We start from the raw sequence: 23,180 nt of genomic DNA on the forward strand, positions 1-23,180 counted from the left end.
ACTGCTGGTAGGGTCGAGCCGGTCAAATACGGGCGCAGCGTGTCCAACTATCCTTTCTCCTACAAGGTTTCCTGGCCTGGCCGCTTTCTCAAGCCGTCGTTGCACGGCGACGCGTCGGGCTTTCTGCCGGCGTACGGCGCGTTCCTGCCGAAGCCCGGCATAAGCGTGCGGCTGGCCTTTGTCGGCGATATCTCCGCTGTGGCCAATCGGCGACCGCCGGTGTGCTACACTGAACTGTCGGCGCTTCTGGGATCGGCAGATCTGGTTGTCGGCAATTGCGAAAGCCCCATCGTGGACATGCCGAGCGCGAGGTTAGGCACCCTGGTCGGCACGCACCACGCCATGACGCGCGGGTTTTTGGCCGGTGCGCTGGAGGCGGTGGGCGTCGCACCGGGTCGTTTGGTGCTGTCGCTTGCCAATAACCATGTGCTCGACCAAGGCATTTCAGGGTTCGAGGCGACGCGGACGGCACTCGATACACTTGGCATTGCGACGATCGGGACGGCGCCTACGCTCACCAAAGTTGCCGTTGGGCCGCTGACGCTCGGGCTTGTTGCGTTCACGCAATGGCGCAATGCGCCTGCCGGGCAGTTTACCGGGCGGGTGGCAATGGCTGACGATTTCTTTGCCGCCGCCGACAAAGGGCTTTCTGACGGGACGGACCTGGTTTGCGCGGTGCCGCACTGGGATTGGGAGTTCCGGCATTTTCCGCAACCTCGGACCCGCGCTTGGGCGCAACGACTGGCGGAACTGGGTGTCGGGCTGATAGCCGGGCATCACGCCCATGTCGTGCAGCCCATTGCCCGCATCGGCGAAACGCTGGTGGCCTATGGTCTCGGCGACTTCCTTGGCACGGCCCTGTCACGCCAAACCTGGCCGGGGCGAATCGGGGCTATCTTGGTTGTCGAAGTCAGTGCGGATTCGGCAACGCGCGGGCAGATCGCCAGCTATCGCGTGGTGCCGTTCGTGCGCCTGCGCGACGGCGACCGCGAGAAGATGCTGCCTCTGGAAAAAGTCGAGGGGCGACTGGGGGGTAAGGTACGGGCGCGGTGGAATGTCGTGTTCGCGCCAGGCTAGCGGCGTTGGCAGTTTGATTCCGCATGCTGCGCCATGTCTTTGGTTTCACAGGGTTTGCGCCTGTGCGTGCCGGCGAAAGACACCGCGACTTTCGCGCGGAAGCCGCTATCATTCGACGGGGCCAGCCAGCGATGCCGGTATTGGGGAGTGGTGAATGAGTGCAGCAGGTTTCATGCCTGACGAGGCGGTTGTCGCGGGCATCAGGCGAGACATCGAGGCCTACGAGGCGCAGCGCAAGGCAGCCGCTCGATCGGTGCGATGGCGCGTGCCGCTCTATCTTGGCCTGCTCGTTCTGGTCGTCCTCGGCCTGGCCATGGTTCTCAATCTTGGCGCCGATCCCTACGAGCAGTGGTTCTCGACGCTGCACATCTACCTCTATTTGGCAGGCTTCCTGCTCTCCTTCGCCGTCTATGTGCTGGCTTCGAGCGCCGGCGGTAACCTGCAGGCATCACTGCGCGACAAGTTGCTGCCTATCGTGTTCGGCTTCGTCCAGGACCTTAGGCTCCAGAAGGCCGTGACGCCGGAAAGCTTCGCGCGGCTGCCGCGCGCGACCGTTGGAAACTATGACGCCAGCCTCTTCGACGACGTCATCTCCGGCAGCTACGACGGGTTCTCATTCGAGCTCTACGAGGCGGCGCTGTGGCGGCGCTCCGGCAAGGCGGATGTCGAGCTGTTCGATGGGGTCATCGTCGCTTTCGACATGGTCAAGCCGTTCGACGGCACCCTGATCGCGACGGTCCGCACGCATGCGGTCATGAGCTTCTTCAGCGAAATCTTCGGCACCGGTCTGAAGGAGGTCAGGTCTGGCGTGCAGGAACTGGACATGGCCTACGACTTCCGGACCGGAAATGTCGAAGCAGCGCAGCCGCTGGTGTCAGGCCAGATGGCGCAGGCGCTGACCTGGCTCAAGGAGGCGTGGCCCGGCGAGCCGGCGCGTATCGCCCTCAAGGGCAAGGACGGTTTTCTGCTGTTGCCGGACAAGAGGAATTTCTTCGAGCTGCCAGCCTCGAACGTGCCGCTGGACTACAAGGCACATATCGAACCGATGATCGCCGACATGGCGACGTTGCTGGCCATCACGGCACTGGTGCGCAAGATAGGCACCTGAGGCGTGGAGTTAGCCGAAGCGCAGCTTCAGGCCGACGATGGCGAGGATGAAGACCAGCGTGATCGAGTTCGACAGGATTACCGGCAGCGAGCCGATGGCGACGCCATAGACGATCCATAGCGAGATGCCGGTGGCGAGCGCCGCGTTGGTGCCAAGCGAGATGTCGCTGGTCTTGCGCTCGCGCAGGATCTTCATGATCTGCGGCAGCCAGGCAAGCGTGGTCAGGATGGCGGCGACGGCGCCGACGATTTCGAAGAGGGGGTTCAAGGCGGGAGCTTCCCTAAGGCACAAATCGTGCGGCGCGACCTATGCCAGATTGGCTCTGGGCTGTGAAGCGGATGCAATGGGCTGGATCAACGAAAAGCCGGCGCAAAACGTCGCGGCATCGTGCCGAGATCGCCTCGGAAATTTGCCTTCGCGTGTGTCGGAATGTCGTTTTGTGATCGCTGATCTGGAAATCCGGCCATGGGGTGGCGAGGCGATGACGGTGATGTGACAGGGCCCAGGCCATGGCTGGCAAGGGAGACGGTGGTTTCGCAATCATTGCAAATCAGCGCGAAGGAGGGTGGTTACGTCGGAATGTGGCAGAAATAAGCTTATGATTCTGTTGGATAATTTCACGCAACGTGATTTGCCCTTTGCCGGCTCGGCGGTCAGTCTCCAGGTCGTTCGGCGGGTCTTGCTGCGAAAGCGAAGCCCGCGAGGACGAGATAGAACGGGAGTACCTGACATGAACAAGTTCCTTGCAACTACCGTCGCTTCGCTTGCCTTCATCGGTGCCGCTTACGCCGCGGATATCGAAGGCACGGTCCAGTCGGTCGATCCGGCGACACGGTCGATCACGCTTGACGACGGCAAGATCTATGTCGTGCCGGAAAGCATCAAGGTCGATGGCCTTGCCGCCGGCGCCAAGGTGAAGGTGACCGTTGACGACACCACAGGTGCCGTGACCGCGATCGAGAAGGCCTCCTAAACCTCCTTTGCGAACTCGCCTCGGCGGTGCTGCCATGCGCCCCGGCCGGGCGAGCGATATTCTCGACACCTTCCAAGTACCTTTCGGCCGGCCCCTTGGGGTCGGCCGTTTTTTGAAGCGCGATAGAGGCTTTAGAAACCGATGTTTTCGGCGAGCCAGTTGGACGAGCGCTTTGCCGCGGCCAAGGTGCCATCGGCAAAACGATCGAGCCCGGAACGCACGAGCGCATAGCCGTGGGCCGTGCGGTAGAGCACCGAGCCGTTGTCCTGCGGCATGCCGGCATAGGCGGCCGGTTGGACTTCGGGCTGGGTGGCGGTGGCTGATGCAAGCTGCGGATCGGCGAAGGTCGTAGTGCGGCAGATGCCGGTGACCAGCGGATAGTCATGATTGCCTTCGCGCAGGATGCGGCTCCTCATCGACGCCTCGCAGTCTGCGACGGTGGTCCACTGCGCTGGCGTCTCGCCGATGTATTCGCAAAGCTTGGCATCGCAGTCACAGCCGACGATGGTCATGGCGACAAGGGCTGACTTGATCACGGTCCGAATCCTTCGGGTTGGTCACGAAGGATTTCTCAACTGCGATCGCGGCGCCAGTTGGCCGCAATCATGGCATGACGGTGGCGTCCATCATTCGGCTTCAGGTTGTGTCCGGAAATCCCCGTAGATGTGAACTTCGCAACCTTTCCCTTGCGCAATCGTGGCAGCGGCTAACAATGGCGCCGGTGGCTGCGGCGCTTATGCCGCGGGGGAGGGTATGGTTTCGTGAAGATCGGCGTCGTCAGGAATCCGGTGGCCGGCGGCGGTAGGCTGGAAACGCATTGGACGGAAGTTGCAACGGCACTTTCCGAACGCTTCGGCGATGTCGAGATGCGCGAGACGGAAGAGCCCGGGGATGGTGCGGTGATCGCGCGCGATCTCGTGGCGCTGGGCTGCCAGATCGTGGTCGCTGCCGGAGGCGACGGCACGATCAGCGAAGTGGCCGACGGGATCTTGCAGATGCAGGCCGAGACCGGGGTAGATACAATCCTCGGCGTGTTGCCATGCGGTACCGGTTCCGACTTCGCCCGCGGCATGGGCATTCCGGCGGAAGTCAAGGCTGCGATCGCACGCATCGCCGAAGGCAAGGATCGTCTCATCGACGCCGGCCGCATCTCCTTCATCGACGAGCATGGGCGGTTGGCGAGCCGCCATTTCGTCAACATCGCAAGCTTGGGCATGTCGGGCGCGACTGTGCGGGCAGTGAACGCCGACCGGCGCAAGGGCCGCGTTTCGGCCAAGGCGCTGTTTTTCTGGCGCACGGTCACCGAGTTCCTGCGCTACCGTTTCCAGGACGTGCGCATCGTTGTCGACGATGGCGCCCCGGTCGAGACCAGGGTGGCACTGGTGGCGGTGGCCAATGAACGGTTCTTCGGTGGCGGCATGATGATCGCCCCTGATGCCGAACCCGATGACGGGCTGTTCGACATCGTAATCCTGCGCGCCGCAAGCAAGCTCAGGCTGATCTTCGACATCCGGCTGCTTTACGGCGGCCGCCATCGCAATCATCCCGCGATTACCATCCTGCGCGGCCGCAAGGTGACGGTCGAGCCGCTGGGCGATCCGCTCGCCAATGCAGCGCTCGTCGACATTGACGGGGAATCGCCCGGGCATATCCCGGCGACTTATGAGATGGTGCCAAAGGCGCTGAAGGTGAGGTGCTGATTCAACGGGGCTGAGAGGGAGAGTCGGGAACTTGGGCTATGTGCCTGATTTCGCAGCGCTGCCCCTCATCCGCCTGCCGGCACCTTCTCCCCGTAAGGGACGGGGAGAAGGCACGCAGCCGCAACGCCGACGCCCTCCCTCTCCCCGTTCTTTACGGGGAGAGGGTAAGGGTGAGGGGCAGCTCGACGCAGATTGCTAGCCGTCCATTGCCCTGACCATCGCTTCGATCTTCGTTGCCTTCTCGAAATGGTCGAGCCTGTGGGTGCGGATCCACCATTCTGCGGCTTCCATCAGAAGCTCCGGATCGTCGTTCCTGTTGGCGAAGAAGGCGTAGAAGGACAGGCCGACATCTGGAACCTTGGCGGCGATCTTGCGCGCGCAGACGTCAAGTATTTTGGCACGCAGGCTCGGCCGCATTGGAGAATCCTTCTCGTATGGTCGCGAGAGCTAAGTCGAGCGGAGGTCGGTGTCAAAGGGCCGGGGCGGAGCCGGTTACCTCCTCACAAGGGGAGGGTAGCGATGGCGCCTGCTACAGCTTCGCCGGAAAGCCCGGTGCGCGCAGATCGGTTCGGGTGGCGTCTTCCAACAATTTGACGATCATCGTCGACCAGGCGTCGCCGCCATAGGCGGCCTTGCCCTGCTCGAAGATGGCGTTGACGCGCTCGGCGAGGTCCAGCGGCACGCCGCCCTCACGCGCCATGTCAAGCGCGAAGCCGAGGTCCTTCAGGGCCAGATCCATCGTGAAGCCGATGTCGTAGGAGCCGTTGAGGATGAGCTGGCTTTCGGTCTCGTGCACGAAGCTGTTGCCGGAGGAGGCAACGATGGCGTGGTAGGCCTGGGCGAGGTCGAGCCCGCCCTTTTTAGCCAGCATCAGCGCCTCGCCGGCAGCGACCAGATGGATGAAGGCCAGCATGTTGGTGATGACCTTGATCACCGCGGCCGAGCCGATCGGCCCCATGAGAAAGGCGCGGGCGCACATGGCTTCGAGCGCCGGGCGATGACGCTCGAAAAGGGCGGGATCGCCGCCGACAAGTGCTGTCATCTTGCCCTCCGCGGCGAGATGCACGCCGCCGGTGACGGGGCATTCCAGCGCATAGACGCCGGCTTCGGCAGCAATATCGGCAAGTCGCAAGATCTTGTCGCGACCGTTGGTCGACATCTCGATCCACGTGCCGCCCTTGGGCAAGCCGGCAAGCAGTCCGTCGGCGCCTGCCAGCACTGCTTCGCTGATCCTGGGCGAGGGCAGGCAGGTGATGGCGTTGCCAGCACGGGCGGCTGCCGCAGCCGGGCTCGTCGCGGCGCTTGCGCCCAATGCAACAAGTCGCGCGATGGCTGCCGGGTCGCGGTCATAGACGATCACTTCGAAGCCGCCCCGCACCAGACACGCCGCAAGATTGGCGCCGAGATGGCCGAGGCCGATGAAGGCGTAGGCAAGGGTCTGTGTCATGGCATCAGCGGTTCTTGCACCATCTGAAGGTGCAGATGGGGACCATCATACGGGTTGGCCTCGCAGACCCCCTCGTCGAGTTCGACGCCGAGACCCGGTTCCTTCGAGGGAATGACGTTGCCGTCCTGCCATTCGATCTTCTTTTTCAGCAGCTTGGCGTGAAATCCATCCCACTGCTTGAGCGATTCCAGGATCAGGAAGTTGGGCAGGGTGACGGCGAGCTGGATGTTGGCGGCGCCGACGATCGGTCCGCAATAGCAATGCGGTGCCACCTGGATGTGATAGGCCTCGGCCATGGCGGCGATCTTCTTGGTCTCGAGGATGCCGCCCGAACGGCCGAGGTCGGGCTGCAGGATGGTGGCGGCGCGGTTTTCGATGACGCGGGCGAACTCGAATTTTGTCGTCAGCCGCTCGCCCGTAGCGATCGGGATCGATGTGCCGCGTGCCACTTGCGCCATCACCTCGGGCATATCTGGCGGCACCGGCTCCTCGAACCACAGGGGATCGTAGGGTTCGATGGCTCGCGCCATGCGCAGCGCGCCAGAGGCGGTGAACTGGCCATGGGTGCCGAACAATATGTCGGCGCGGGTGCCGACCGCCTCGCGTATGGCCTTCATCATCCGCGTGGACAAATCGATGTCGATGAGGCGGGGCTGGTGGCCGTCATAGGCGGTCCACGGGCCGGCCGGGTCGAGCTTCACGGCGTTGAAGCCCTGGCTGACATAGAGGGCGGCGCATTCGGCGGCCATGTCGGGGTCGTTGTAGACGTTCTTGGGTGCTGCGTCCTCGGTGTGGACGCTGCCCGTGTGCGGGTAAAGATAGGTGTAGGAGCGCAGCGTCTCGTGCACCTGGCCGCCAAGCAACTTGTAGACGGGCTGGCCGGCCTCTTTGCCGATGATGTCCCAGCAGGCCATTTCCAGGGCCGAGAAACAGCCCATGGCCGAAACGTCGGGGCGCTGGGTGAAGCCGGAGGAATAGCAGCGGCGGAACAGGTTTTCGACGTCGTGCGGGTCCTGGCCGACGAGATAGCGCTCGGCCATGTCCTCGATCATCTTCGCCGTGACATGGGCGGAAAAGGTCGCGTTGTAGGCTTCGCCGTAACCCACCACGCCGCCATCGGTGGTGAGCTTAACGAAGATGAAATACTTGCCGCCGATGCCGGGCGGCGGGTTGTTGACCACGAAGGTCTTGACGTCAGTGATCTTCATGCGGGTTCCTCCCGTAACCTAGTTGACGTCGCGCCGCCCCTCATCCCCTGCCGGACCTTCTCCCCGTAAGGACGGGGAGAAGGAGGCTGGCCGCAACGTTGGCGGCCCCTCTCCCCGTCCTCCACGGGGAGAGGGTAAGGGTGAGGGGCGGCGCCGACGGTCGAAATTGCTCACCACGCATCCTCCAGCACCATCTCCGCACCCTTCCATCCAGTCATGATCGACGCAGCGTTGGTGTTGCCGGTGATGTTGTCGGGGAAAATCGAGGCGTCGATGACGCGCAGGCGGCTTAGGCCATGTACGCGCAGGCGCGGGTCGACGACCGAAGTCGTGGGGTCGGGGCCCATGCGGCAGGTGGAAACCGGGTGGTAGACTGTGCCCGAGCGCTTGCGAAAATCCTGAATCAGGTCGGGGTCGGAAGTGATTGACGGCCCAGGCAAAACCTCTTCCGCGATGATGTCTGACATGGGCGACTGGGAGGCCAGCTTGCGCAGGAATTTTACCGCGTCCAGCATCTCGGCGACGTCTGTCTCGGTCGAATAGGCGTTCACAGTGATACGCGGGTGGACGGTCGGGTCAGCGGAGCGGATCATGATCTCGCCTCGGCTCGACGGGCGGCAATTGGAAAGCCCGATGGAGAAGCCGGGGAAGGGGTCGGGTGTCAGGATCGGACGCTCGCCGGCCCTGGGCAGGACGGTGGAAAAGACCTGGAAATAGAGCTGCATGTTGGGCCGCGCGCGGGCCGGATCGGACCGGAAGAAGCCGCCGCCCTGGTTCATGCTCATCGACAGCGGCCCGGTGCGCAACGCGAGATACTGCATGCCGACCAGAAGCTTGCCCCACCAGGGACGCAGGGTCTGGTTGAGCGTCGGTACCTTGGCCTTCCAGGTGTAGTTGATGCCCTGATGGTCCTGCAGGTTGCGGCCGACCTGTTCGGCCGCATGAACCACCGGTATGCCGAGTTCGCCGAGCAAAGCTGCAGGGCCGACACCGGAGAGCTGCAGCAACTGTGGCGAGTTGACCGATCCGCCTGACAGGATCACCTCGCGGCGGGCACGGACGCTCAGCTTCGTGCCATGTTGCAGATACTCGATGCCGACGGCCCGTTTGCCCTCGAACAGGATTTTCGTGACCAGCGCGCCGGTTTCGACGCACACATTGGCGCGCTTCATCGCCGGGCGCAGGAAGGCGCGGGCGGCAGACATGCGGCGACCGTCCCTGGTCGTGATTTGATAAACGCCGACACCCTCTTGCGAGGAACCGTTGAAGTCTTGATTCAGGGCAAGGCCGGCCTTTTGCCCCGCCGCGAGAAAGCGCTGCGTCAGCGGATGAACCTTCTTGCGGTTGTCGGTGACATGGATAGGGCCGCCGGTGCCGCGCAGCGCATTGCCGCCGGCCTCGTTGTCTTCGATCGCCTTGAAGGCCGGCAGCAGGTCGTCAAACCCCCAGCCGGGATTGCCGGCATCGCGCCAGGCGTCGAAATCTTCGGCAGCACCCCTGATCCAGACCATGGCGTTGATCGAGCTCGACCCGCCCAAGATCTTGCCGCGCGGCCAGTGGTCCTTGTTGCCGGCAAGACCCGGATCGGCCTCGGCGGCATAGTTCCAGTTCACCGCAGGGTCGAAGAAGGTCTTGCCGTAGCCGAGCGGCATCTGGACGAAAAAACGGCGGTCGGTGCCGCCGGCCTCCAGCACCAGCACCGAAAAGCGCCCGCTCGCCGACAGCCGCTCGGCCACCACCGAACCGGCGGAACCCGAACCGACAACAATGAAATCGAACGTCTGCATGTGGGCGGCGGCCTGTCGAACTTCCTCGGTCCGGCCAGACTATCGCCTCGGCTGGAGGCTTCGGCGTCGGTTACGGCATGGCCTGTGAAAAATACGACCGGCCGATGCAAGAGATGCGGCGTTGACGCGGCAGCCGCTGCAAAGATACGGGTGGGGCGAGGAAATTCGCAGAGGAATGACGATGGTTCAGTATGCCGATGGCCAGCCGCGCGGCGAACTCACGCTGAGGACGCTTGCCATGCCGGCCGACGCGAACGCCGCCGGCGACATTTTCGGCGGCTGGGTGATGGCGCAGATGGACCTTGCCTGCGGCATCCGCGCCGCCGAGCGCGCACGCGGCCGCGTGGTGACTGCGGCGGTCAAGGAAATGGCCTTCGCCAAGCCAATGAAGATCGGCGACACGCTGTGCATCTACACTCATGTCGATCGTGTTGGCCGCACCTCGATGACGCTCAAGGTAGAAGCCTGGGCACAGCGCTATCTCTCCGACATGATGGAAAAGGTGACCGACGCCGATTTCGTCATGGTGGCCCTGGACGGGCAGGGCAAGCCGAAGCCGGTGCCGGCGGAGTAGGCCGGGCGGCGGCTACAGGCAAAGGTCCCCAAATAGCCGACGGGTTGAGTTCTCGGTAACCGGAAACCAGCCTTCAAGGCCGTAGGGCCACAAAGCTACTCCACCGCCGCATCAAACTTCATCCTGGCCTCGGCGACGCGGCGCTGGTTGAGCCGCGCCCATTCGCCGAGCGCATAGACGGGAACGAGCAACTCTCGGCCAAGATCGGTCAGTTCGTATTCGACACGCGGCGGGATGGTCGGGAAGACCGTGCGCGTGACGAAGCCGTCGCGCTCGAGCCCGCGCACCGTGGTGGTCAGCATCTTTTGCGAGATGCCGCCAATTGCATGGCGCAACTCGTTGAAACGCATGGACCCATCGCCGAGCTTGCCGACGACGAGCACGGTCCATTTGTCGCCGACACGCTGCAGGATATCGCTGACGGCGCGGCAATCCTCGGTGCGGTGCGGGTGCCTCGGTATCAAAAAGGTGCCTCCTTGTGCGCTCGAAAACCAGTCACCTATATAGCGCGAGTATCCAATGGATACCAGTTTTCGCCCACACCATCGTGCCTGAGAGGTTCCTGCCATGTCCAAACCCAAGATCGCCATCGTCGTCGGCTCGACACGCGCCGCCCGCTTCGCCGACACGCCGGTGGAATGGATCGCCAAGATCGCCAAATCCCATGCGGATATCGAGGTCGAGGTCGTCGACCTCAGAGATTTCCCGCTGCCGTTTTTCGATGAGGTCGCCTCGTCCGCCTGGGTACCTTCGCAGAACGAGGTCGCCCAGCGCTGGCAGAAGAAAGTCGCGGAGTTCGACGGTTACATCTTCACCGCAGCCGAATACAACCACGGTCCGACCGCCGTGCTGAAGAATGCACTCGATTACGCCGCCAAGGAATGGAACAAGAAGCCCGCTGGTTTCGTCGGCTACGGCGGCGTCGGTGGCGCGCGTGCCGTCGAGCAGTTGCGCATGCACGCGGTGGAGTTGCAGATGGCGCCGACCAAGTCGGCCGTGCACATCGTGTGGGGCGATTTCCTGGCCGTTCGTCAGGGCGAAAAGAAGCTCTCGGACATCGAGCATCTCAACCAGGCAGCCAACGGGCTGATCGAAGAGATCACCTGGTGGGCCAAGGCACTGAAGATCGCGCGCGAAGCGGATGTGCTTTCCGAAGAAGCCAAGGCTGCCTGAGCAGCGAGGTTTTCTCAGGCAATGAAGGGCGGCCGCGAGCCGCCCTTTTCGTTTGGATTAGCGCACCTGCTCGCGCTGGCTGCCGGGCAGGCGGGAAGCCAACACCTTGTCGATGCGGCGGCCGTCGAGGTCGACGACCTCGAAGCGCCAGCCTTGCGCGTCGACACATTCGCCGGTCGCGGGCAGATGGTGCATGTGCGACAGCACATAACCGGCGACCGTCTCATAGTCACGATTTTCGGGCAGGTCGATGCCGAGATGGTCGGCCATTTCGTCCGCCTGCATGTAACCTGCAAGCAGCCATGAGCCGTCGTCGCGCTGGACGGCCGTCTCTTCCTCGTCCTCGTCAAGATCGGAGCGGAACACGCCGGTGATGGCCTCGAGAATGTCGGCTGGCGAAACGACGCCTTCGAAGTGGCCGTATTCGTCATGGACCAGCGCCATCGGCACATCGGACTGCTTGAGCGTGGCGAGCACGTCGAGCGCATCGGCCTGATCGTGGACGATGGGAGCGGTGCGGACATGCTTGCGCGGATCGAAGGCGCGACCGGCCAGCAGCGAGGCGAGTAGCTCGCGGCTCTGGATCACGCCGACCATGGCGTCGACCGAGCCTTCGCCAGCGGGCAGGCGCGAGTGCTGGGTTTCCATCAAAAGCTTGCGGGTGACGGCTTCGTCGGCTTGCAGATTGATCCAGTCTACCTCGGTGCGTGGGGTCATGACGGCGCGCACGGCGCGGTCACCCAGACGCATGACGCCAGCGATCATGCGGCGCTCGTCCGATTCGATGGTGCCGTGATGTTCTGCTTCGGCGACCAGCATCTTGATTTCTTCGTCTGTGACCTTTTCCTCGCTCTCGCCGCGCTGCCCGAGCAGCCACAACACGGCGCGTCCGGAAATGTCCAGCAGCCACACAAGTGGCAGCGCGACCTTGGCGAGCAGCGACATTGCAGGGGCGACGCGAACGGCGACCCCCTCGGGATCGCGCAGGGCGATCTGCTTGGGCACGAGTTCGCCGATGATCAGCGATGCGTAGGTGATGATGGCGACGACGATACCGACGCCAAGCGCATCGGCAACACCGGGGCGCATACCATATTCGGCGAGCATGCCGCTCAGCCGCTGGCCGAGGGTTGCACCCGAAAAGGCGCCCGACAGCACGCCGACCAGCGTGATGCCGATCTGCACCGACGACAGGAATTTGCCCGGGTTGGCGCCAAGATCGAGTGCGCGGCCGGCTCCCTTGACGTCTCGGTCGATCATCGCCTTGAGGCGCGCCGGGCGGGAAGAAACGATGGCAAGCTCGGACATTGCCAAGAGGCCGTTCACGCAGATGAGGACGACCACGATACCGATTTCAGCATATAGCATAATGGTCGCTGCATAGCATTCCTTCAGCCCTTTCGAAAAGACGGCATCGAAAATACTGTTTGGCGGCGATATGACGGTTGCAGAGCTACTTGTGCGGCACAAGAACCGCCATCAGCACCTTGCCGTCGGTGAAGTAGGGATCTCCACCGCCGTTGCGGCCAGCGCTGGTGAAGCCGATTCCGGGAATCGTCTTGACCGACTCGGTTCGCCCGGCAGCAGTCAGGTCGCGAATGAGCGAATCGCGTTCTGCGTCGATGTCGGGCGCAATGTGGTGGGTGATTTCGCCGGTGTCGTGGCTTAGGCCGACGCCACGGTCGAAGCTCGCCGAGCCGTACCAGGTCGGACGGCCATCGGCACCCGGGTTAAAAGTCAGCCACAGGCGGACGTGGTGGCGCTGATCGGCGCTGTGGCCGACCGGCTTTTCGAAAGCGATGTCCTCTCGGCGGCCATCGAACAGCAGCGTAGACACAGGGGCGTCGACATCGGGGCGGTCAAGCAGCACGCTTTCGCCTATCATGATGTCGGATTTCACCGACAGGCCGGCTGCCCGGTCCCAATGGGCAGCGTCGAAGGCGCCGATGACGTCTTCTTCGGTACCGACCAGGCTGATGTTGATCGGATCGCCGGGGATGCCGTCCGGGGTGGTCGTCAGCATGGCCTCGGGCTTCAGGCCCTCGCGCAGGATTCGGAACGACCAGAATTCGGGTGCAGCGAAATACGCAAGGCCGAGATAGCCTGCGCAAATAACCGCAAACCACAGGGTCGCCTGTCTACGCAGTTTCCCCGCCATCGGATGCAGCCGTCGCAGGTGGATTGAACTGATCCTATCTATCGCGAAATAGAAGGCGGGGCAAACTGGTGCTCCCTTTGCGCTTTGGGCCGCTGCGCTGCTGCCTTGGCAGATACCTCAGCGGCAGGCGCGATAGCCGTTCCGGCGCTGCTTGATGTCGAAATGGAAGTGGTTGCGGTGGTCGTAATTGTAGCCGGGGCCGAGCACAGTATTGAAATAGCTGCAGCCGTCGGCGCGGATGGTGTTGAGGAACCCACGTGTGCGGAAGGCAAACAGGCCGGGTTTCTTGACGTCGATGTCGCGGCCGCTGTTGAGCTCGATGCGCATGATGTCAAGCGCGTTGCCCTTGCCGTGTTCCGACAAGGTGCGCGAGCCGGCGATCTTGCGGCACGAATAGCTCGAACCCTGGTGGATGGTCTTGACGCCGGAGAAGTAGCGCAGGCGCGCTGCTGGAACCAGATCGCGCTTGGTCCACGCGGCGAAACTGGCGGCCATCTGGCAGGTGACGGTCGCGGCGGGCTTCATCTGCACCGATCCGATGGCCGAGACCTTGACCGGGTAGTCGATGCCGCAGGCGGCACCGTCGCGGATTGGCGGCAGGTCGCGGTACTGCACGTCGAGCTTCTTGAGGTCGGCGCGGCAATCGACCTCGTCAGCCGGCATGACGGCGGGCCTCATTGGTGCTGTCTGCGGCCTCTCGGAGGGATCGTCGAGCTTGGGATAGGCGACCATGTAGGGGTTGGACGGCACCAATGTCTGCAGCCCGCGCGCCGGAACAAGGGCCGCGGTCTGGACGGGTGGCGGCGCGGCAGCGGTGATCTCGGGCATCGATTGTGCCTGGGCGTCGAGCGTCGGCTCGATGGCCTGGGGTGCGGTCGCCATCATCGTGGTGTCGGGCAGAGGTGCCGCGGCGATCGGGACGGGTGCGGATTGGGGCGCAACCTCGACGATCGGCAAGGAAGCCGTCTGCGAGCCGACATCGACCGCGGGCTGGAGCGCGAAGACGTCGCCGGTGGTGCAGGAACTGGCGCCAAGCCCTGCGACCAGCAGCGTCGTGGCAAGCAGCAGCGCGCGCTGGCGCGAGTTGCGGCGCGGCGATGTGGGGGTTGCGATGGCGGCGCGCGAATCTGCGGCCATGCGAAGGCTCCTGTACCCTTGGAGAGACGAGCCTAGCTGCCAAGGGTAAAGGAAAGATCAGCGGCCGGATTTACGGCTGAGGCGGAAATGGGGCGCTACTGGCAAAACGTTCCGCCGTTGCGCCGGGGGGCGAGGTCCAGATGGAAATGCAGCGCATGGTCGGCGTCGCTGCCGGGGCCGAGCACCGTCTTGAACGGTCCGCAGGCGGCCTTGCGGATCGAAGAAAGGAATTTTTCGTTCTTTTCGGGCGGCGCCGGCTCGACGTCGATGGTTGTGCCCTTGGCTAGCGTAAAGCGGGCAATGTCGAGCGCATTGCCGAACGCGTGTTCGGACAGTTTCCTGGTCCCGTTGCGCGGTCGGCAGACATAGGCCGAGGCCTGACTTATGGCCGCCAGATCCTCATCGAACATGGCTTTTGCGGTCGATGAGATGACGTCGGCCGCGAAACGCGCCGAGGCTTCGGCGGCGGCGCAGTTGATGACCGCATCCGGCTCTATGTCGATCGACCGGGTCAGCCGCTTGAGCTTGAGCGGAAAGGGCAGGGCGCAGCCTTCGGCATCGCGCTGGGGCGCGACTTCCTCGAATTCGGCGCCAAGCACCTTGAGGCGCGCGCGGCAGGCAGATTCCTCGGCTGGCATCGACGCCGGTCGCGGAACATTCGAACGTGGGTCGGGCAGCATCCTTGGTGCAGGAGGACCGATAAATCCCTTGTCCGATGGCGTGGTCGAAGACTTTGGCAAATCGGGACGCGCCTGCGGAACGGGGATCGAGGCCTGCCTTTGTGTCGGTTTGGCAGCAGGCAACGGCACACCAGGGGCCGGCGCGAATTGCGGAACTGGCACCCGGTCGGGCAGTTCGATCGTTTTTGGGCGAGCGTCGGCAAATTGCGGCAAGCTTGCCAGTGCCAGGATCAAAAGCAGCGATGGGCGGTGAAGTCTGCGGAAATGCATCGCCGTCAACGGCAAGAACCCCTGATGGGTTGCCTTCGGAACTGGACGCACGGCATCACATTCGGTGACGGCATTGTCATCATCCCACCGGCAAGACAGATCAGGCGCCCAGGACGTCGAGCCCTTCTTCGAGCCAGTCGCCCAGCATCGGCATGCCGAGCAGGTATTTGGCCGTCCGGCGATTGCCGCGCTGGCGGGCTTCGGTGACGGCGTCCTGCCATTCCGACGCGTCGTAGTCGCCACGGCCGACCCATGCGAGCGCCACGAGTTCGGCCGCCTCATCGACATTGAGGTCGCTGATCAGCTGGCGCAGCTCCTTTTCGGTGAGATTTTCTTCCTCTTCCTCGGCCAGCCCGTCGTGGCGGTGGTTGTCATGGGTGCCGCCGTCATATTCGATCTCGTGCTCGGCGCCGTCCTCATAGTCCTCGTTGACGCCAGCACTGATGGCCTTGGCCTTGAGGATGAACAGACGGACGGTGTCCGGTCCGATGGACAGGTCCCATTCCTTTTCGCGCCGCTGCTGCACGAGCGTGCTCCTGGTTGCCTTCCCCCGCACCGATGATAGCGCATTTGGCGGCAACGTCACTGCCCCGATATTCGCGGTGCGGTTGTCATGGTTGACAGAATGCATCGGGTGGCGGAAATGGCTGTGCTTCCTCCCTCATGCGGTATCCCCCCAATGGCATTCTTGCTTTCGCCGAAGATATTTCCGGTGCTGATGCTGATCGCATCCAACGTGTTCATGACCTTCGCCTGGTACGGCCATCTCAAGTTCAAGGCGGCTCCGCTCTACGCGGCGGTGATCTTCAGCTGGCTGATCGCCTTTTTCGAATACTGGCTCGCCGTGCCGGCCAATCGCATCGGCCACGAGGTCTATACGGCGGCAGAGCTGAAGACGATGCAGGAAGTGATCACGCTTTCGGTCTTCGTCATCTTCTCGGTGTTCTATCTCAAGGAAGGCATCACCTGGAACCACGCCATGGGCTTTGCCCTGATCGCAGGCGGCGCGGCACTGATTTTCCGCGGCTGACGTCGGACGAAATGCCGCCGCCGATGCGTTGATCTCGCCGGAGGGGACGCAATGGTGGAGGTTAAACCATGCAAACCCTCAAACTCCTGGCAAGCGTGCTCGTTTCATTGCCGTTGTTCGCGGCTCCCGTGCTTTCGTCCGGCGGCGGAGGTGGTGGCGGTGGCGGCGGTATGTCCAGCGGTGGGGGCGGTGGCAGCAGCAGCGCCCAGGTCAAATGCCGTACCGGTCTGATCTACAACATGAGAAGCAAAAAATGCGAACATCCCAGAGCGGGCATGATCGACGACGAAAGCCTGTTCCTGGCTGGCCGCTCGCTTGCCATGGACGGCAAATATGACGATGCGATCAAGGTTTTGACGCTCGCCGCCGACAAGACCGATGCGCGCATCCTCAACTATCTCGGTTATTCGCACCGCAAGGCCGGGAGAACGCTGGTCGGTCTGGGCTACTACAATGAAGCGATCCTCAACGACCCCAACTACATGCCTGTCCGGGAATATCTCGGCGAAGCGCATCTGACTTTCGGCGATATAGCGGGTGCTCGGGCGCAACTCACCGAGATCGCCAATCGCTGCGGCACGACTTGCCGCGAATATGGGCTGCTGTCGGAGCAGATCCACGCTTACGTCAGGAGTTAGGAAACCTGTCCAGGCGCGCCCGCGGCTCTTCGCTCTCAAATTCGAAAACTACGGGCGTTTGGCGTTTCCAGTGCTCAGGCCGGACGAAATGCCGCCGCCAGTGCGTTGACTTCGCGAGGGGACGCACTGGCGGAGGTTGACCATGCAAGTCCGATTTCTGAAGCTCCTGGCAAGCGCACTCGTGTCCCTGCCGTTGTTCGCAATTCCTGTCCTTTCGGCTGACGGTGGTGGTGGTGGTGGCGGTGGCGGAGGCGGAGGTGGAGGCGGAGGCGGAGGTGACAATGGCAGCAGTCAGGTCAAATGCCGCACGGGGCTCGTCTACAACGCAAGAACCAAAAAGTGCGAGCGGCCAAAGGCCGGCATGATCGACGACGACAGCCTTTATCTGGCAGGTCGTGCGCTCGCCATGGACGGCAAGTATGACGACGCAATCAAGGTTTTGGCGCTAGCAGCCGACAAGACCGATGCACGCATTCTTAACTATCTCGGTTATTCGCATCGCAAGGCAGGCAGGATTGTCGTCGGCCTCGGCTATTACCAGGAGGCGATCCTCAACGATCCCGACTACATGCCTGTACGCGAGTACATGGGCGAGGCTCATCTCTCGCTTGGCGATGTCGCCGGCGCGCGGCTGCAGCTGACCGAGATCGCCAATCGCTGCGGCACGACTTGCCGCGAATACGGCCTGCTGTCGGAGCAGATCCACAGCTACGTCAGGAGCTAGGCTCCCGACCCTGATACTGGTGGCTTTTCGCCGCCCAAGCGAAAAGCCACTGATGTTCATCGTCTTGCGGCGCTCAGGCCGGATGAAACGTCGGCCGAAATGCGTTAGCTTACGTATGGGCAATCTCAGGAGGTGGCAATGCAGTCCCGATATCTGATGCTTGTGGCAGGCGCCGTCGTGGCCTTGCCGTTGTTTGCGGCTCCGGCGCTTGCGGCCGACAGTGGCGGCTCGACCCCGCCGACCTGCAAGGCAGGCATGGTCTACAACAAGAAGACGCAGAAATGCGAACCTGCCAAAGCAGGCATGATCGATGACGACAGCATCTATGAAACCGGGCGCGCGCTGGCCATGAACGGCAAGTATGACGAGGCGATCAAGGTGCTGACCCTTGCCGCCGACAAGACCGACCCGCGCATCCTGAACTATCTCGGCTACTCGCACCGCAAGGCAGGCCGCGTGCTGGTCGGTCTCGGCTATTACCAGGAAGCGCTGCGCAACAATCCCGATTACGCGCTGGTGCGTGAATATATGGGCGAGGCCCATCTGATGCTCGGCGACGTTGCCGCCGCGCGCGTGCAGCTGTCGGAAATCGAAAAGCGCTGTGGCAAGGGCTGCCGAGAATACGGGATGCTGGAAGAAAACATCGAGGCGTATCTGAGAGGTTAGTAAGCAGGGCAGTAGGGCAGTAGGGCAGTAAAACAAGCTTTCCTTGTACCTCTCCTGCCCTACTGCCTTATTCCCTTACTGCCCTAATCAGTCACCCCTCGACAGGCGGATGATCGCGCCGTTGTCCTCGTCGGTCAAAAGCCAGACTGCGCCGTCGGGAGCAACCACGACATCGCGGATGCGCCCGAAGGCGCCTTCGAACATGCGCTCTTCACTCAGGATCTTGCCCGTGGCGTCGCGATGCAGCCGGCTGACAAGTTCGAACTTGAGCGCGCCGACCAGAAGGTCCCCGTTCCATTCGGGGAACATCTTGCCCTGGTAGCTCACAAGACCTGACGGGGCGATGGAGGGATCCCAATAAAACAATGGCTGTTCGTAGCCTGGTGCCGCAGTGCCGGTACCGATCTTCTTGCCGGAATATTCGACACCGTAGCTGATGATCGGCCAGCCGTAGTTCTTTCCGGCCTCGGTATGGTTGACCTCGTCACCGCCCTGCGCGCCATGTTCGACGGTGATCAGCCCGCCCATCACCGGATCGATGGCCGCCCCTTGAATGTTGCGATGGCCTTTCGACCAGATCTCGGGTGCCATTTTCTGGCCATCGGGCGAAGGGTTGTCGGCGGGAATTGAGCCGTCGGCGTTGATGCGGACAACCGCGCCTGCGGCATCGTGCATGTCCTGGGCGCGGTCGCGCTGGCCAAGGTCGCCTGTCGTGATGAACAGCGTGCCGTCGTCATTGACGACGATCCGCGAGCCGAAATGTACGCTGGCTTTCGATTTCGGCGCGACGGCGAAGATCACCTTGACGTCTTCGAGGCGAGGTGCGGCTCCAGTTACCAGCCTGGCGCGGGCGACGGCGGTGCTTACGCCGCCCTTGCCGGGCTCAACGTAACTGAAGAAGATCGTTCCGGATGTTTCGAAATCGCGGGCAATGGCAATGTCGAGCAACCCGCCTTCGCCGCCGACCGCGATTTTGGGCACACCGGCCACCGGTTTTGACAGGCCAGCTTTGGAGAGGATGCGAATTCGGCCGGGCCGCTCGGTGACGACAGCGCCCCCGTCGGGGAGTAAGGCGAGCCCCCAGGGACGTTCGAGATCCTTGGTCACGACGACGGAGCGCAGCTTGACCTTTTGGCTTTCGAAATCGCGGCCCTGGGCAAGGGCTGGCGAAACCACAAGCAAGAAGGCGAGGGCGAAGAGGTGGGGCTTGATCGTCATTGGTCCGACATAGTTGCAAAGGCAGGTACGGCAACCATGACAGAGCATCAAAGCGGCGCGGTTTCAATCACAAGCGGGTGAGTACGAATGGGAGCAGGTTCTCTGCGCCAAAAGGTCTATGGTGGTTAACGCATTTTTTGACGTGAATTCTGCGACAGGATTGCTATATTCGGCGGAGATAGAGGTGAGACGGTTCCGTTGGCCGAGGCTGCCGGACCGTTTTCTTTTTTTGTGCCTCGCGGCAACAACAGACAAGCTGCGCGGCAAAGGCCAGGAGAGGTCGACTATGAACAAGGTTCCGATGACGGCGGGTGGATTCGTCGCGCTGAAGGAAGAGCTGCGCTGGCGCCAGCAGGAAGAGCGTCCGCGCATCATCGAGGCCATTGCCGAGGCTCGCTCGCATGGCGACCTGTCGGAGAACGCCGAGTATCATGCGGCCAAGGAATCACAGAGCCTCAATGAGGGCAGGATCCACGAACTCGAGGACCTGATCGCACGCGCCGAGGTCATCGACGTCACCAAGCTCAATGGCGACAAGGTCAAGTTCGGCGCTACCGTCGTTCTGCTTGACGAAGACACGGAAGAAGAAAAGACCTATCAGATCGTCGGCGACCAGGAAGCCGACGTGAAGTCGGGCCGTATTTCGATCTCCTCGCCGATCGCACGCGCGCTGATCGGCAAGGAAGTGGGCGACGCCATCGAGGTCAACGCGCCCGGCGGCGCGCGCGGCTACGAAATCGTCCAGGTGCAATTCATCTAAGGCGCGGGACGGCATTGGCCGTCGCATGCCGCAACAGGCACCCATGACAAAAGCACAAAACCGCGCCGAACAATCCGGCGCGGTCGACATGGCGCGCATCGACGTTGTCGCGCCCAACCTCAAGAAACGGCTGTCAGGCGTCACCAGCACCATCGTGCAGCTGGTGCCGGTGCAGGCACGCGACCTCGGTATTGCCGTTTGCGGACCTGGCCTGCCGGACACATTGCCCAAGATGCGCTGGTGGCAGCTGCCGTCGCTGCTCAGGCGACCGGCTTCCGGGCGGCAGCGCATCTGGCATGCACGGCGCAACACCGAGATGGTGGCCGGACTTGTGCTGCGCCACATCTTCCGGGCACGGATCAGACTGGTGTTCACTTCCGCCGCACAGCGCGACCACAGGCCTTTCACCAAATGGCTGATCCGCCGCATGGACGGAGTGATCGCGACGAGCCGGCTTTCGGGGCGGTTCCTCGAAGTGCCGCACAAGGTGGTGATGCACGGGGTCGATCTCGAAAAATTCCACCCCCCGCGCAGCGCTGACGATCAATTCGCGGCGGCTGGTTTGCCCGGCAAATATGCGATCGGCTGCTTCGGGCGCCTCCGGCACTCGAAGGGCACGGACCTGTTCGTCGACGCGATGATCGCCTTGCTGCCTCAACATCCCGAGTGGACGGCCGTCATCACCGGCCGCGTGACGGCGGAGCACAGGGGGTTTGCCGATGAGCTCAGGCAACGCATCGCCGCGGCCGGGCTTTCGGAGCGAATCTTGCTGCTCGGCGAGGTAGCAGACGTTGCCGTGTGGTATCGCAGGGTGACGCTCTACGTCGCGCCATCGCGCAATGAAGGTTTTGGCCTGACGCCGCTGGAGGCGATGGCCTCGCGCACCGCTGTCGTTGCGACCGATGCCGGCTCTTATTCCGAGATTGTCACGCCCGGCGTGACCGGCACTTTCGTTGCCGCTGGCGACGGCGTTGCCTTGCGCGAGGCGATCAGGCCGTATCTGGCCGATCCGGCAATTGCCGAAGCGCATGGTGTTGCGGGGCTTGAAGACGTGTCCAGGCGGTTTCGTCTGGAAAATGAGGCGGCCGGACTGCGCGAGGTCTACGAGCAGGTTTGGGCCAAAGGCTAAGTCCGCTGCCGTGCAGCTGCGGCTAGATCGCGACCAGCCCGTCATCCTTGACCTGGCGGATGGTCAGGGCCGTGCGCACGGTGTCGACGTTCGGCGACGACGTCAGTTCCTCGATGACGAAAGTCTGGAACGTGCCGAGGTCTGGCGCCAGGCAATGCAGCATGAAGTCGGATTCGCCCGAGACCATCCACGCGCTACGCACGATCGGCCAGCCGCGCGTGCGGTCGGCAAAGGATTTCAGGTCGACCTCAGACTGACGGTTGAGGCCCACGAGACAAAAGGCGACGACGTCCATGCCAAGGGCCGGCGCATTGAGCAGGGCCCGATAGCGCTGGATGATGCCTTCGTCTTCCAGGCGCTTGACGCGGCGCAGGCAAGGCGGTGCCGAGATACCGACGCGGCGCGACAATTCGACGTTGGTCATCCGTCCGTCGTCTTGAAGCTCGCGCAGGATCTTCCAGTCGATGGCGTCGAGATCGGCCTTGATGGGCATGTGCGCTCCGCGACTCGCGCAACAATCTTGCGCAATGACGTAATTAAACTACTCGTATCGGTTGGGAAACCCGAGGCGGAGAAAATGCAAATCACTCTGTTTTCAACAGGGTGTCGGATAAAAGGCAGTCAAGCTTTCGGGGGAGTAACATCTTGCCGCCTTGCGCGGAGTATGGGTGAACACCTAGATTAGGGATGATCCGCAGCCCGTTTTGACGGGTGCTGCTTTTTCCAATGACCATGAAGGCCCTTCGATGACCGCCAAACATGCGCCAGTTCTCATCATCGGTTCGGGTCCCGCCGGATATACGGCGGCGATCTACGCGGCGCGCGCCATGCTCAAGCCGATGCTCGTTGCAGGCATGCAGCAGGGTGGCCAGCTGATGATCACCACCGACGTCGAAAACTATCCCGGCTTCGCCGAGCCGATCCAGGGCCCCTGGCTGATGGAGCAGATGCGGGCGCAGGCCGAGCATGTCGGCACCGAGATGATCAACGACATCATCACCGAGGTCGACCTTGACGTGCGGCCTTTCCGCGCCAAGGGCGATTCCGGTACCGTGTACACCGCCGATGCGCTGATCATCGCCACCGGTGCTCAGGCCAAGTGGCTCGGGCTGCCGAGCGAGCAGGTCTTCCAGGGCTTTGGCGTTTCGGCATGCGCGACCTGCGACGGCTTCTTCTATCGCGGCAAGGACGTGGTGGTCGTCGGAGGCGGTAATTCGGCGGTCGAGGAATCGCTTTACCTCGCCAATCTCGCCAGGACGGTGACCGTTGTGCACCGGCGCGACCATTTCCGCGCCGAACGCATCCTGCAGGAGCGGCTGTTTGCCAAGGACAATATCAAGGTGATCTGGGATCACGCCGTCGAAGAGATCGTCGGGGCTCCGGCACAGAAGCCGCTGCCGCCGTCCGTCAACGCCGTCAGGCTCAAGAACGTGCATACGGGTGCCATCACCGAGATGGCGACGGACGGCGTGTTCGTGGCGATCGGCCACGCACCGGCGGTCGAGCTGTTCGTCGGCAAGCTCAAGCAGAAGCCGAACGGCTATCTGTGGACGGAGCCGAACTCGACGCGGACCAATGTGCCGGGCGTGTTCGCGGCCGGCGATGTGACCGACGACATCTACCGTCAGGCAGTGACTGCGGCAGGCCTGGGCTGCATGGCGGCGCTTGAAGCAGAAAAATACCTGGCCGGAATTGAAGTGCATCGCGAAGCGGCCGAATAGGC

At 62.8% G+C, this 23,180-nt stretch carries 28 protein-coding genes; 14 read left to right on the forward strand and 14 right to left on the reverse strand.

What is annotated here, in order from left to right; genetic code table 11:
• The first annotated feature begins 99 nt into the window (after nt 1-99).
• On the forward strand, nt 100-1,077 hold the full coding sequence (locus tag C8K44_RS07480; RefSeq protein WP_348626322.1) for a CapA family protein: 978 nt from the start codon (nt 100-102) through the stop codon (nt 1,075-1,077).
• A 154-nt stretch (nt 1,078-1,231) separates the two neighbouring features.
• Nucleotides 1,232-2,185, forward strand: a complete 954-nt coding sequence (locus C8K44_RS07485) for a DUF3137 domain-containing protein (protein ID WP_109575158.1) — start codon at nt 1,232-1,234, stop codon at nt 2,183-2,185.
• A 9-nt stretch (nt 2,186-2,194) separates the two neighbouring features.
• On the opposite strand, the gene C8K44_RS07490 is transcribed toward C8K44_RS07485, so the two are convergent.
• Nucleotides 2,195-2,452 carry a SemiSWEET transporter gene (locus C8K44_RS07490; RefSeq protein ID WP_109575159.1) on the reverse strand — a complete coding sequence of 86 codons (258 nt, stop codon included), beginning with the start codon at nt 2,450-2,452 and terminating at the stop codon, nt 2,195-2,197.
• Between the two features lie 76 nt (nt 2,453-2,528).
• Between C8K44_RS07490 and C8K44_RS27455 the strand changes: the two genes are divergently transcribed.
• Together C8K44_RS27455 and C8K44_RS07495 are read left to right on the forward strand one after the other, a co-directional pair.
• Entirely contained in the window at nt 2,529-2,681 is a 153-nt protein-coding gene (locus C8K44_RS27455; protein WP_158282717.1) for a hypothetical protein, read from the forward strand.
• Nucleotides 2,682-2,915: 234 nt separating this feature from the next.
• Nucleotides 2,916-3,158, forward strand: a complete 243-nt coding sequence (locus C8K44_RS07495; protein WP_109575160.1) for a DUF1344 domain-containing protein — start codon at nt 2,916-2,918, stop codon at nt 3,156-3,158.
• A gap of 131 nt (nt 3,159-3,289) precedes the next feature.
• Here the strand turns inward: C8K44_RS07495 and C8K44_RS07500 are convergent, their stop codons facing one another.
• Nucleotides 3,290-3,694 carry a hypothetical protein gene (locus tag C8K44_RS07500; RefSeq protein WP_109575161.1) on the reverse strand — a complete coding sequence of 135 codons (405 nt, stop codon included), beginning with the start codon at nt 3,692-3,694 and terminating at the stop codon, nt 3,290-3,292.
• A gap of 225 nt (nt 3,695-3,919) precedes the next feature.
• Here C8K44_RS07500 and C8K44_RS07505 point away from each other — a divergent pair, with 225 nt between their 5' ends.
• Nucleotides 3,920-4,858, forward strand: a complete 939-nt coding sequence (locus tag C8K44_RS07505; RefSeq protein ID WP_109575162.1) for a diacylglycerol kinase family protein — start codon at nt 3,920-3,922, stop codon at nt 4,856-4,858.
• Nucleotides 4,859-5,053: 195 nt separating this feature from the next.
• On the opposite strand, the gene C8K44_RS07510 is transcribed toward C8K44_RS07505, so the two are convergent.
• The 4 genes from C8K44_RS07510 to C8K44_RS07525 form a co-directional block, all read right to left on the reverse strand.
• Nucleotides 5,054-5,275, reverse strand: coding sequence for a DUF6500 family protein (locus C8K44_RS07510; RefSeq protein ID WP_109575163.1), 222 nt, complete (start codon nt 5,273-5,275; stop codon nt 5,054-5,056).
• 112 nt (nt 5,276-5,387) lie between these two features.
• Nucleotides 5,388-6,305 (reverse strand): NAD(P)-dependent oxidoreductase, encoded by a 918-nt coding sequence (locus tag C8K44_RS07515; protein WP_109575164.1) that lies wholly within the window; start codon nt 6,303-6,305, stop codon nt 5,388-5,390.
• Entirely contained in the window at nt 6,302-7,513 is a 1,212-nt protein-coding gene (locus C8K44_RS07520) for a mandelate racemase/muconate lactonizing enzyme family protein (RefSeq protein WP_109575165.1), read from the reverse strand. The genes C8K44_RS07515 and C8K44_RS07520 overlap by 4 nt, the downstream gene beginning before the upstream one ends.
• 170 nt (nt 7,514-7,683) lie before the next feature.
• Nucleotides 7,684-9,300, reverse strand: a complete 1,617-nt coding sequence (locus tag C8K44_RS07525; protein ID WP_109575166.1) for a GMC family oxidoreductase N-terminal domain-containing protein — start codon at nt 9,298-9,300, stop codon at nt 7,684-7,686.
• Nucleotides 9,301-9,481: 181 nt separating this feature from the next.
• Between C8K44_RS07525 and C8K44_RS07530 the strand changes: the two genes are divergently transcribed.
• Nucleotides 9,482-9,874 (forward strand): acyl-CoA thioesterase, encoded by a 393-nt coding sequence (locus C8K44_RS07530; protein WP_109575408.1) that lies wholly within the window; start codon nt 9,482-9,484, stop codon nt 9,872-9,874.
• A 95-nt stretch (nt 9,875-9,969) separates the two neighbouring features.
• Here C8K44_RS07530 and C8K44_RS07535 read toward each other — a convergent pair whose 3' ends face one another.
• Nucleotides 9,970-10,338, reverse strand: coding sequence for a helix-turn-helix domain-containing protein (locus tag C8K44_RS07535; RefSeq protein WP_109575167.1), 369 nt, complete (start codon nt 10,336-10,338; stop codon nt 9,970-9,972).
• A gap of 103 nt (nt 10,339-10,441) precedes the next feature.
• Here C8K44_RS07535 and C8K44_RS07540 point away from each other — a divergent pair, with 103 nt between their 5' ends.
• Nucleotides 10,442-11,047: an NAD(P)H-dependent oxidoreductase gene (locus C8K44_RS07540; protein ID WP_109575168.1), complete on the forward strand. Its 606-nt coding sequence runs from the start codon at nt 10,442-10,444 to the stop codon at nt 11,045-11,047.
• A gap of 57 nt (nt 11,048-11,104) precedes the next feature.
• Here the strand turns inward: C8K44_RS07540 and C8K44_RS07545 are convergent, their stop codons facing one another.
• The 5 genes from C8K44_RS07545 to C8K44_RS07565 form a co-directional block, all read right to left on the reverse strand.
• A complete protein-coding gene (locus tag C8K44_RS07545) occupies nt 11,105-12,415 on the reverse strand; it encodes a hemolysin family protein (protein WP_109575169.1) in 1,311 nt (436 codons plus the stop codon).
• Between the two features lie 85 nt (nt 12,416-12,500).
• On the reverse strand, nt 12,501-13,205 hold the full coding sequence (locus C8K44_RS07550; protein ID WP_109575170.1) for an LssY C-terminal domain-containing protein: 705 nt from the start codon (nt 13,203-13,205) through the stop codon (nt 12,501-12,503).
• 117 nt (nt 13,206-13,322) lie between these two features.
• Entirely contained in the window at nt 13,323-14,342 is a 1,020-nt protein-coding gene (locus tag C8K44_RS07555; protein ID WP_245417409.1) for an extensin family protein, read from the reverse strand.
• A gap of 95 nt (nt 14,343-14,437) precedes the next feature.
• Entirely contained in the window at nt 14,438-14,980 is a 543-nt protein-coding gene (locus C8K44_RS07560; protein WP_348626323.1) for an extensin family protein, read from the reverse strand.
• A 412-nt stretch (nt 14,981-15,392) separates the two neighbouring features.
• Entirely contained in the window at nt 15,393-15,818 is a 426-nt protein-coding gene (locus tag C8K44_RS07565) for a DUF3775 domain-containing protein (RefSeq protein WP_109575410.1), read from the reverse strand.
• 153 nt (nt 15,819-15,971) lie between these two features.
• Between C8K44_RS07565 and C8K44_RS07570 the strand changes: the two genes are divergently transcribed.
• The 4 genes from C8K44_RS07570 (at nt 15,972) to C8K44_RS07585 (ending at nt 18,350) form a co-directional block, all read left to right on the forward strand.
• Nucleotides 15,972-16,322, forward strand: a complete 351-nt coding sequence (locus C8K44_RS07570) for a DMT family protein (protein ID WP_109575172.1) — start codon at nt 15,972-15,974, stop codon at nt 16,320-16,322.
• Between the two features lie 68 nt (nt 16,323-16,390).
• Nucleotides 16,391-16,960: a tetratricopeptide repeat protein gene (locus C8K44_RS07575; RefSeq protein ID WP_109575173.1), complete on the forward strand. Its 570-nt coding sequence runs from the start codon at nt 16,391-16,393 to the stop codon at nt 16,958-16,960.
• A 142-nt stretch (nt 16,961-17,102) separates the two neighbouring features.
• Nucleotides 17,103-17,684 carry a tetratricopeptide repeat protein gene (locus tag C8K44_RS07580; protein WP_109575174.1) on the forward strand — a complete coding sequence of 194 codons (582 nt, stop codon included), beginning with the start codon at nt 17,103-17,105 and terminating at the stop codon, nt 17,682-17,684.
• Nucleotides 17,685-17,822: 138 nt separating this feature from the next.
• Entirely contained in the window at nt 17,823-18,350 is a 528-nt protein-coding gene (locus C8K44_RS07585; protein WP_109575175.1) for a tetratricopeptide repeat protein, read from the forward strand.
• Between the two features lie 87 nt (nt 18,351-18,437).
• Here the strand turns inward: C8K44_RS07585 and C8K44_RS07590 are convergent, their stop codons facing one another.
• Nucleotides 18,438-19,568 (reverse strand): PQQ-dependent sugar dehydrogenase, encoded by a 1,131-nt coding sequence (locus C8K44_RS07590; protein ID WP_109575176.1) that lies wholly within the window; start codon nt 19,566-19,568, stop codon nt 18,438-18,440.
• Nucleotides 19,569-19,854: 286 nt separating this feature from the next.
• Between C8K44_RS07590 and greA the strand changes: the two genes are divergently transcribed.
• Both greA and C8K44_RS07600 read left to right on the forward strand, forming a co-directional pair.
• The gene (gene greA, locus C8K44_RS07595) at nt 19,855-20,328 is read left to right on the forward strand and encodes a transcription elongation factor GreA (protein ID WP_109575411.1); all 474 of its coding nucleotides are present in this window, start codon (nt 19,855-19,857) and stop codon (nt 20,326-20,328) included.
• A gap of 43 nt (nt 20,329-20,371) precedes the next feature.
• Complete coding sequence (locus C8K44_RS07600) at nt 20,372-21,457, forward strand: glycosyltransferase family 4 protein (protein ID WP_109575177.1); 1,086 nt, start codon at nt 20,372-20,374, stop codon at nt 21,455-21,457.
• Between the two features lie 22 nt (nt 21,458-21,479).
• Here the strand turns inward: C8K44_RS07600 and C8K44_RS07605 are convergent, their stop codons facing one another.
• Entirely contained in the window at nt 21,480-21,950 is a 471-nt protein-coding gene (locus C8K44_RS07605; protein WP_109575178.1) for an Lrp/AsnC family transcriptional regulator, read from the reverse strand.
• A gap of 253 nt (nt 21,951-22,203) precedes the next feature.
• Between C8K44_RS07605 and trxB the strand changes: the two genes are divergently transcribed.
• The gene (trxB, locus tag C8K44_RS07610; protein ID WP_109575179.1) at nt 22,204-23,178 is read left to right on the forward strand and encodes a thioredoxin-disulfide reductase; all 975 of its coding nucleotides are present in this window, start codon (nt 22,204-22,206) and stop codon (nt 23,176-23,178) included.
• Nucleotides 23,179-23,180 lie beyond the last annotated feature (2 nt).

The organism is Aminobacter sp. AP02 (assembly GCF_003148805.1).
In the GTDB taxonomy this organism is placed as follows: Bacteria; Pseudomonadota; Alphaproteobacteria; order Rhizobiales; family Rhizobiaceae; genus Aminobacter.

Bases quoted from the DNA above. Each gene is read 5' to 3' on its own strand.
- C8K44_RS07485 (WP_109575158.1), top strand. From the start codon at position 1,232: ATGAGTGCAGCAGGTTTCATGCCTGACGAGGCGGTTGTCGCGGGCATC.
- C8K44_RS27455 (WP_158282717.1), top strand. From the start codon at position 2,529: ATGGGCTGGATCAACGAAAAGCCGGCGCAAAACGTCGCGGCATCGTGC.
- C8K44_RS07495 (WP_109575160.1), top strand. From the start codon at position 2,916: ATGAACAAGTTCCTTGCAACTACCGTCGCTTCGCTTGCCTTCATCGGT.
- C8K44_RS07510 (WP_109575163.1), bottom strand. From the start codon at position 5,275: ATGCGGCCGAGCCTGCGTGCCAAAATACTTGACGTCTGCGCGCGCAAG.
- C8K44_RS07515 (WP_109575164.1), bottom strand. From the start codon at position 6,305: ATGACACAGACCCTTGCCTACGCCTTCATCGGCCTCGGCCATCTCGGC.
- C8K44_RS07520 (WP_109575165.1), bottom strand. From the start codon at position 7,513: ATGAAGATCACTGACGTCAAGACCTTCGTGGTCAACAACCCGCCGCCC.
- C8K44_RS07525 (WP_109575166.1), bottom strand. From the start codon at position 9,300: ATGCAGACGTTCGATTTCATTGTTGTCGGTTCGGGTTCCGCCGGTTCG.
- C8K44_RS07530 (WP_109575408.1), top strand. From the start codon at position 9,482: ATGGTTCAGTATGCCGATGGCCAGCCGCGCGGCGAACTCACGCTGAGG.
- C8K44_RS07540 (WP_109575168.1), top strand. From the start codon at position 10,442: ATGTCCAAACCCAAGATCGCCATCGTCGTCGGCTCGACACGCGCCGCC.
- C8K44_RS07545 (WP_109575169.1), bottom strand. From the start codon at position 12,415: ATGCTATATGCTGAAATCGGTATCGTGGTCGTCCTCATCTGCGTGAAC.
- C8K44_RS07550 (WP_109575170.1), bottom strand. From the start codon at position 13,205: ATGGCGGGGAAACTGCGTAGACAGGCGACCCTGTGGTTTGCGGTTATT.
- C8K44_RS07555 (WP_245417409.1), bottom strand. From the start codon at position 14,342: ATGGCCGCAGATTCGCGCGCCGCCATCGCAACCCCCACATCGCCGCGC.
- C8K44_RS07560 (WP_348626323.1), bottom strand. From the start codon at position 14,980: ATGCCAGCCGAGGAATCTGCCTGCCGCGCGCGCCTCAAGGTGCTTGGC.
- C8K44_RS07570 (WP_109575172.1), top strand. From the start codon at position 15,972: ATGGCATTCTTGCTTTCGCCGAAGATATTTCCGGTGCTGATGCTGATC.
- C8K44_RS07575 (WP_109575173.1), top strand. From the start codon at position 16,391: ATGCAAACCCTCAAACTCCTGGCAAGCGTGCTCGTTTCATTGCCGTTG.
- C8K44_RS07580 (WP_109575174.1), top strand. From the start codon at position 17,103: ATGCAAGTCCGATTTCTGAAGCTCCTGGCAAGCGCACTCGTGTCCCTG.
- C8K44_RS07585 (WP_109575175.1), top strand. From the start codon at position 17,823: ATGCAGTCCCGATATCTGATGCTTGTGGCAGGCGCCGTCGTGGCCTTG.
- C8K44_RS07590 (WP_109575176.1), bottom strand. From the start codon at position 19,568: ATGACGATCAAGCCCCACCTCTTCGCCCTCGCCTTCTTGCTTGTGGTT.
- greA (WP_109575411.1), top strand. From the start codon at position 19,855: ATGAACAAGGTTCCGATGACGGCGGGTGGATTCGTCGCGCTGAAGGAA.
- C8K44_RS07600 (WP_109575177.1), top strand. From the start codon at position 20,372: ATGACAAAAGCACAAAACCGCGCCGAACAATCCGGCGCGGTCGACATG.
- C8K44_RS07605 (WP_109575178.1), bottom strand. From the start codon at position 21,950: ATGCCCATCAAGGCCGATCTCGACGCCATCGACTGGAAGATCCTGCGC.
- trxB (WP_109575179.1), top strand. From the start codon at position 22,204: ATGACCGCCAAACATGCGCCAGTTCTCATCATCGGTTCGGGTCCCGCC.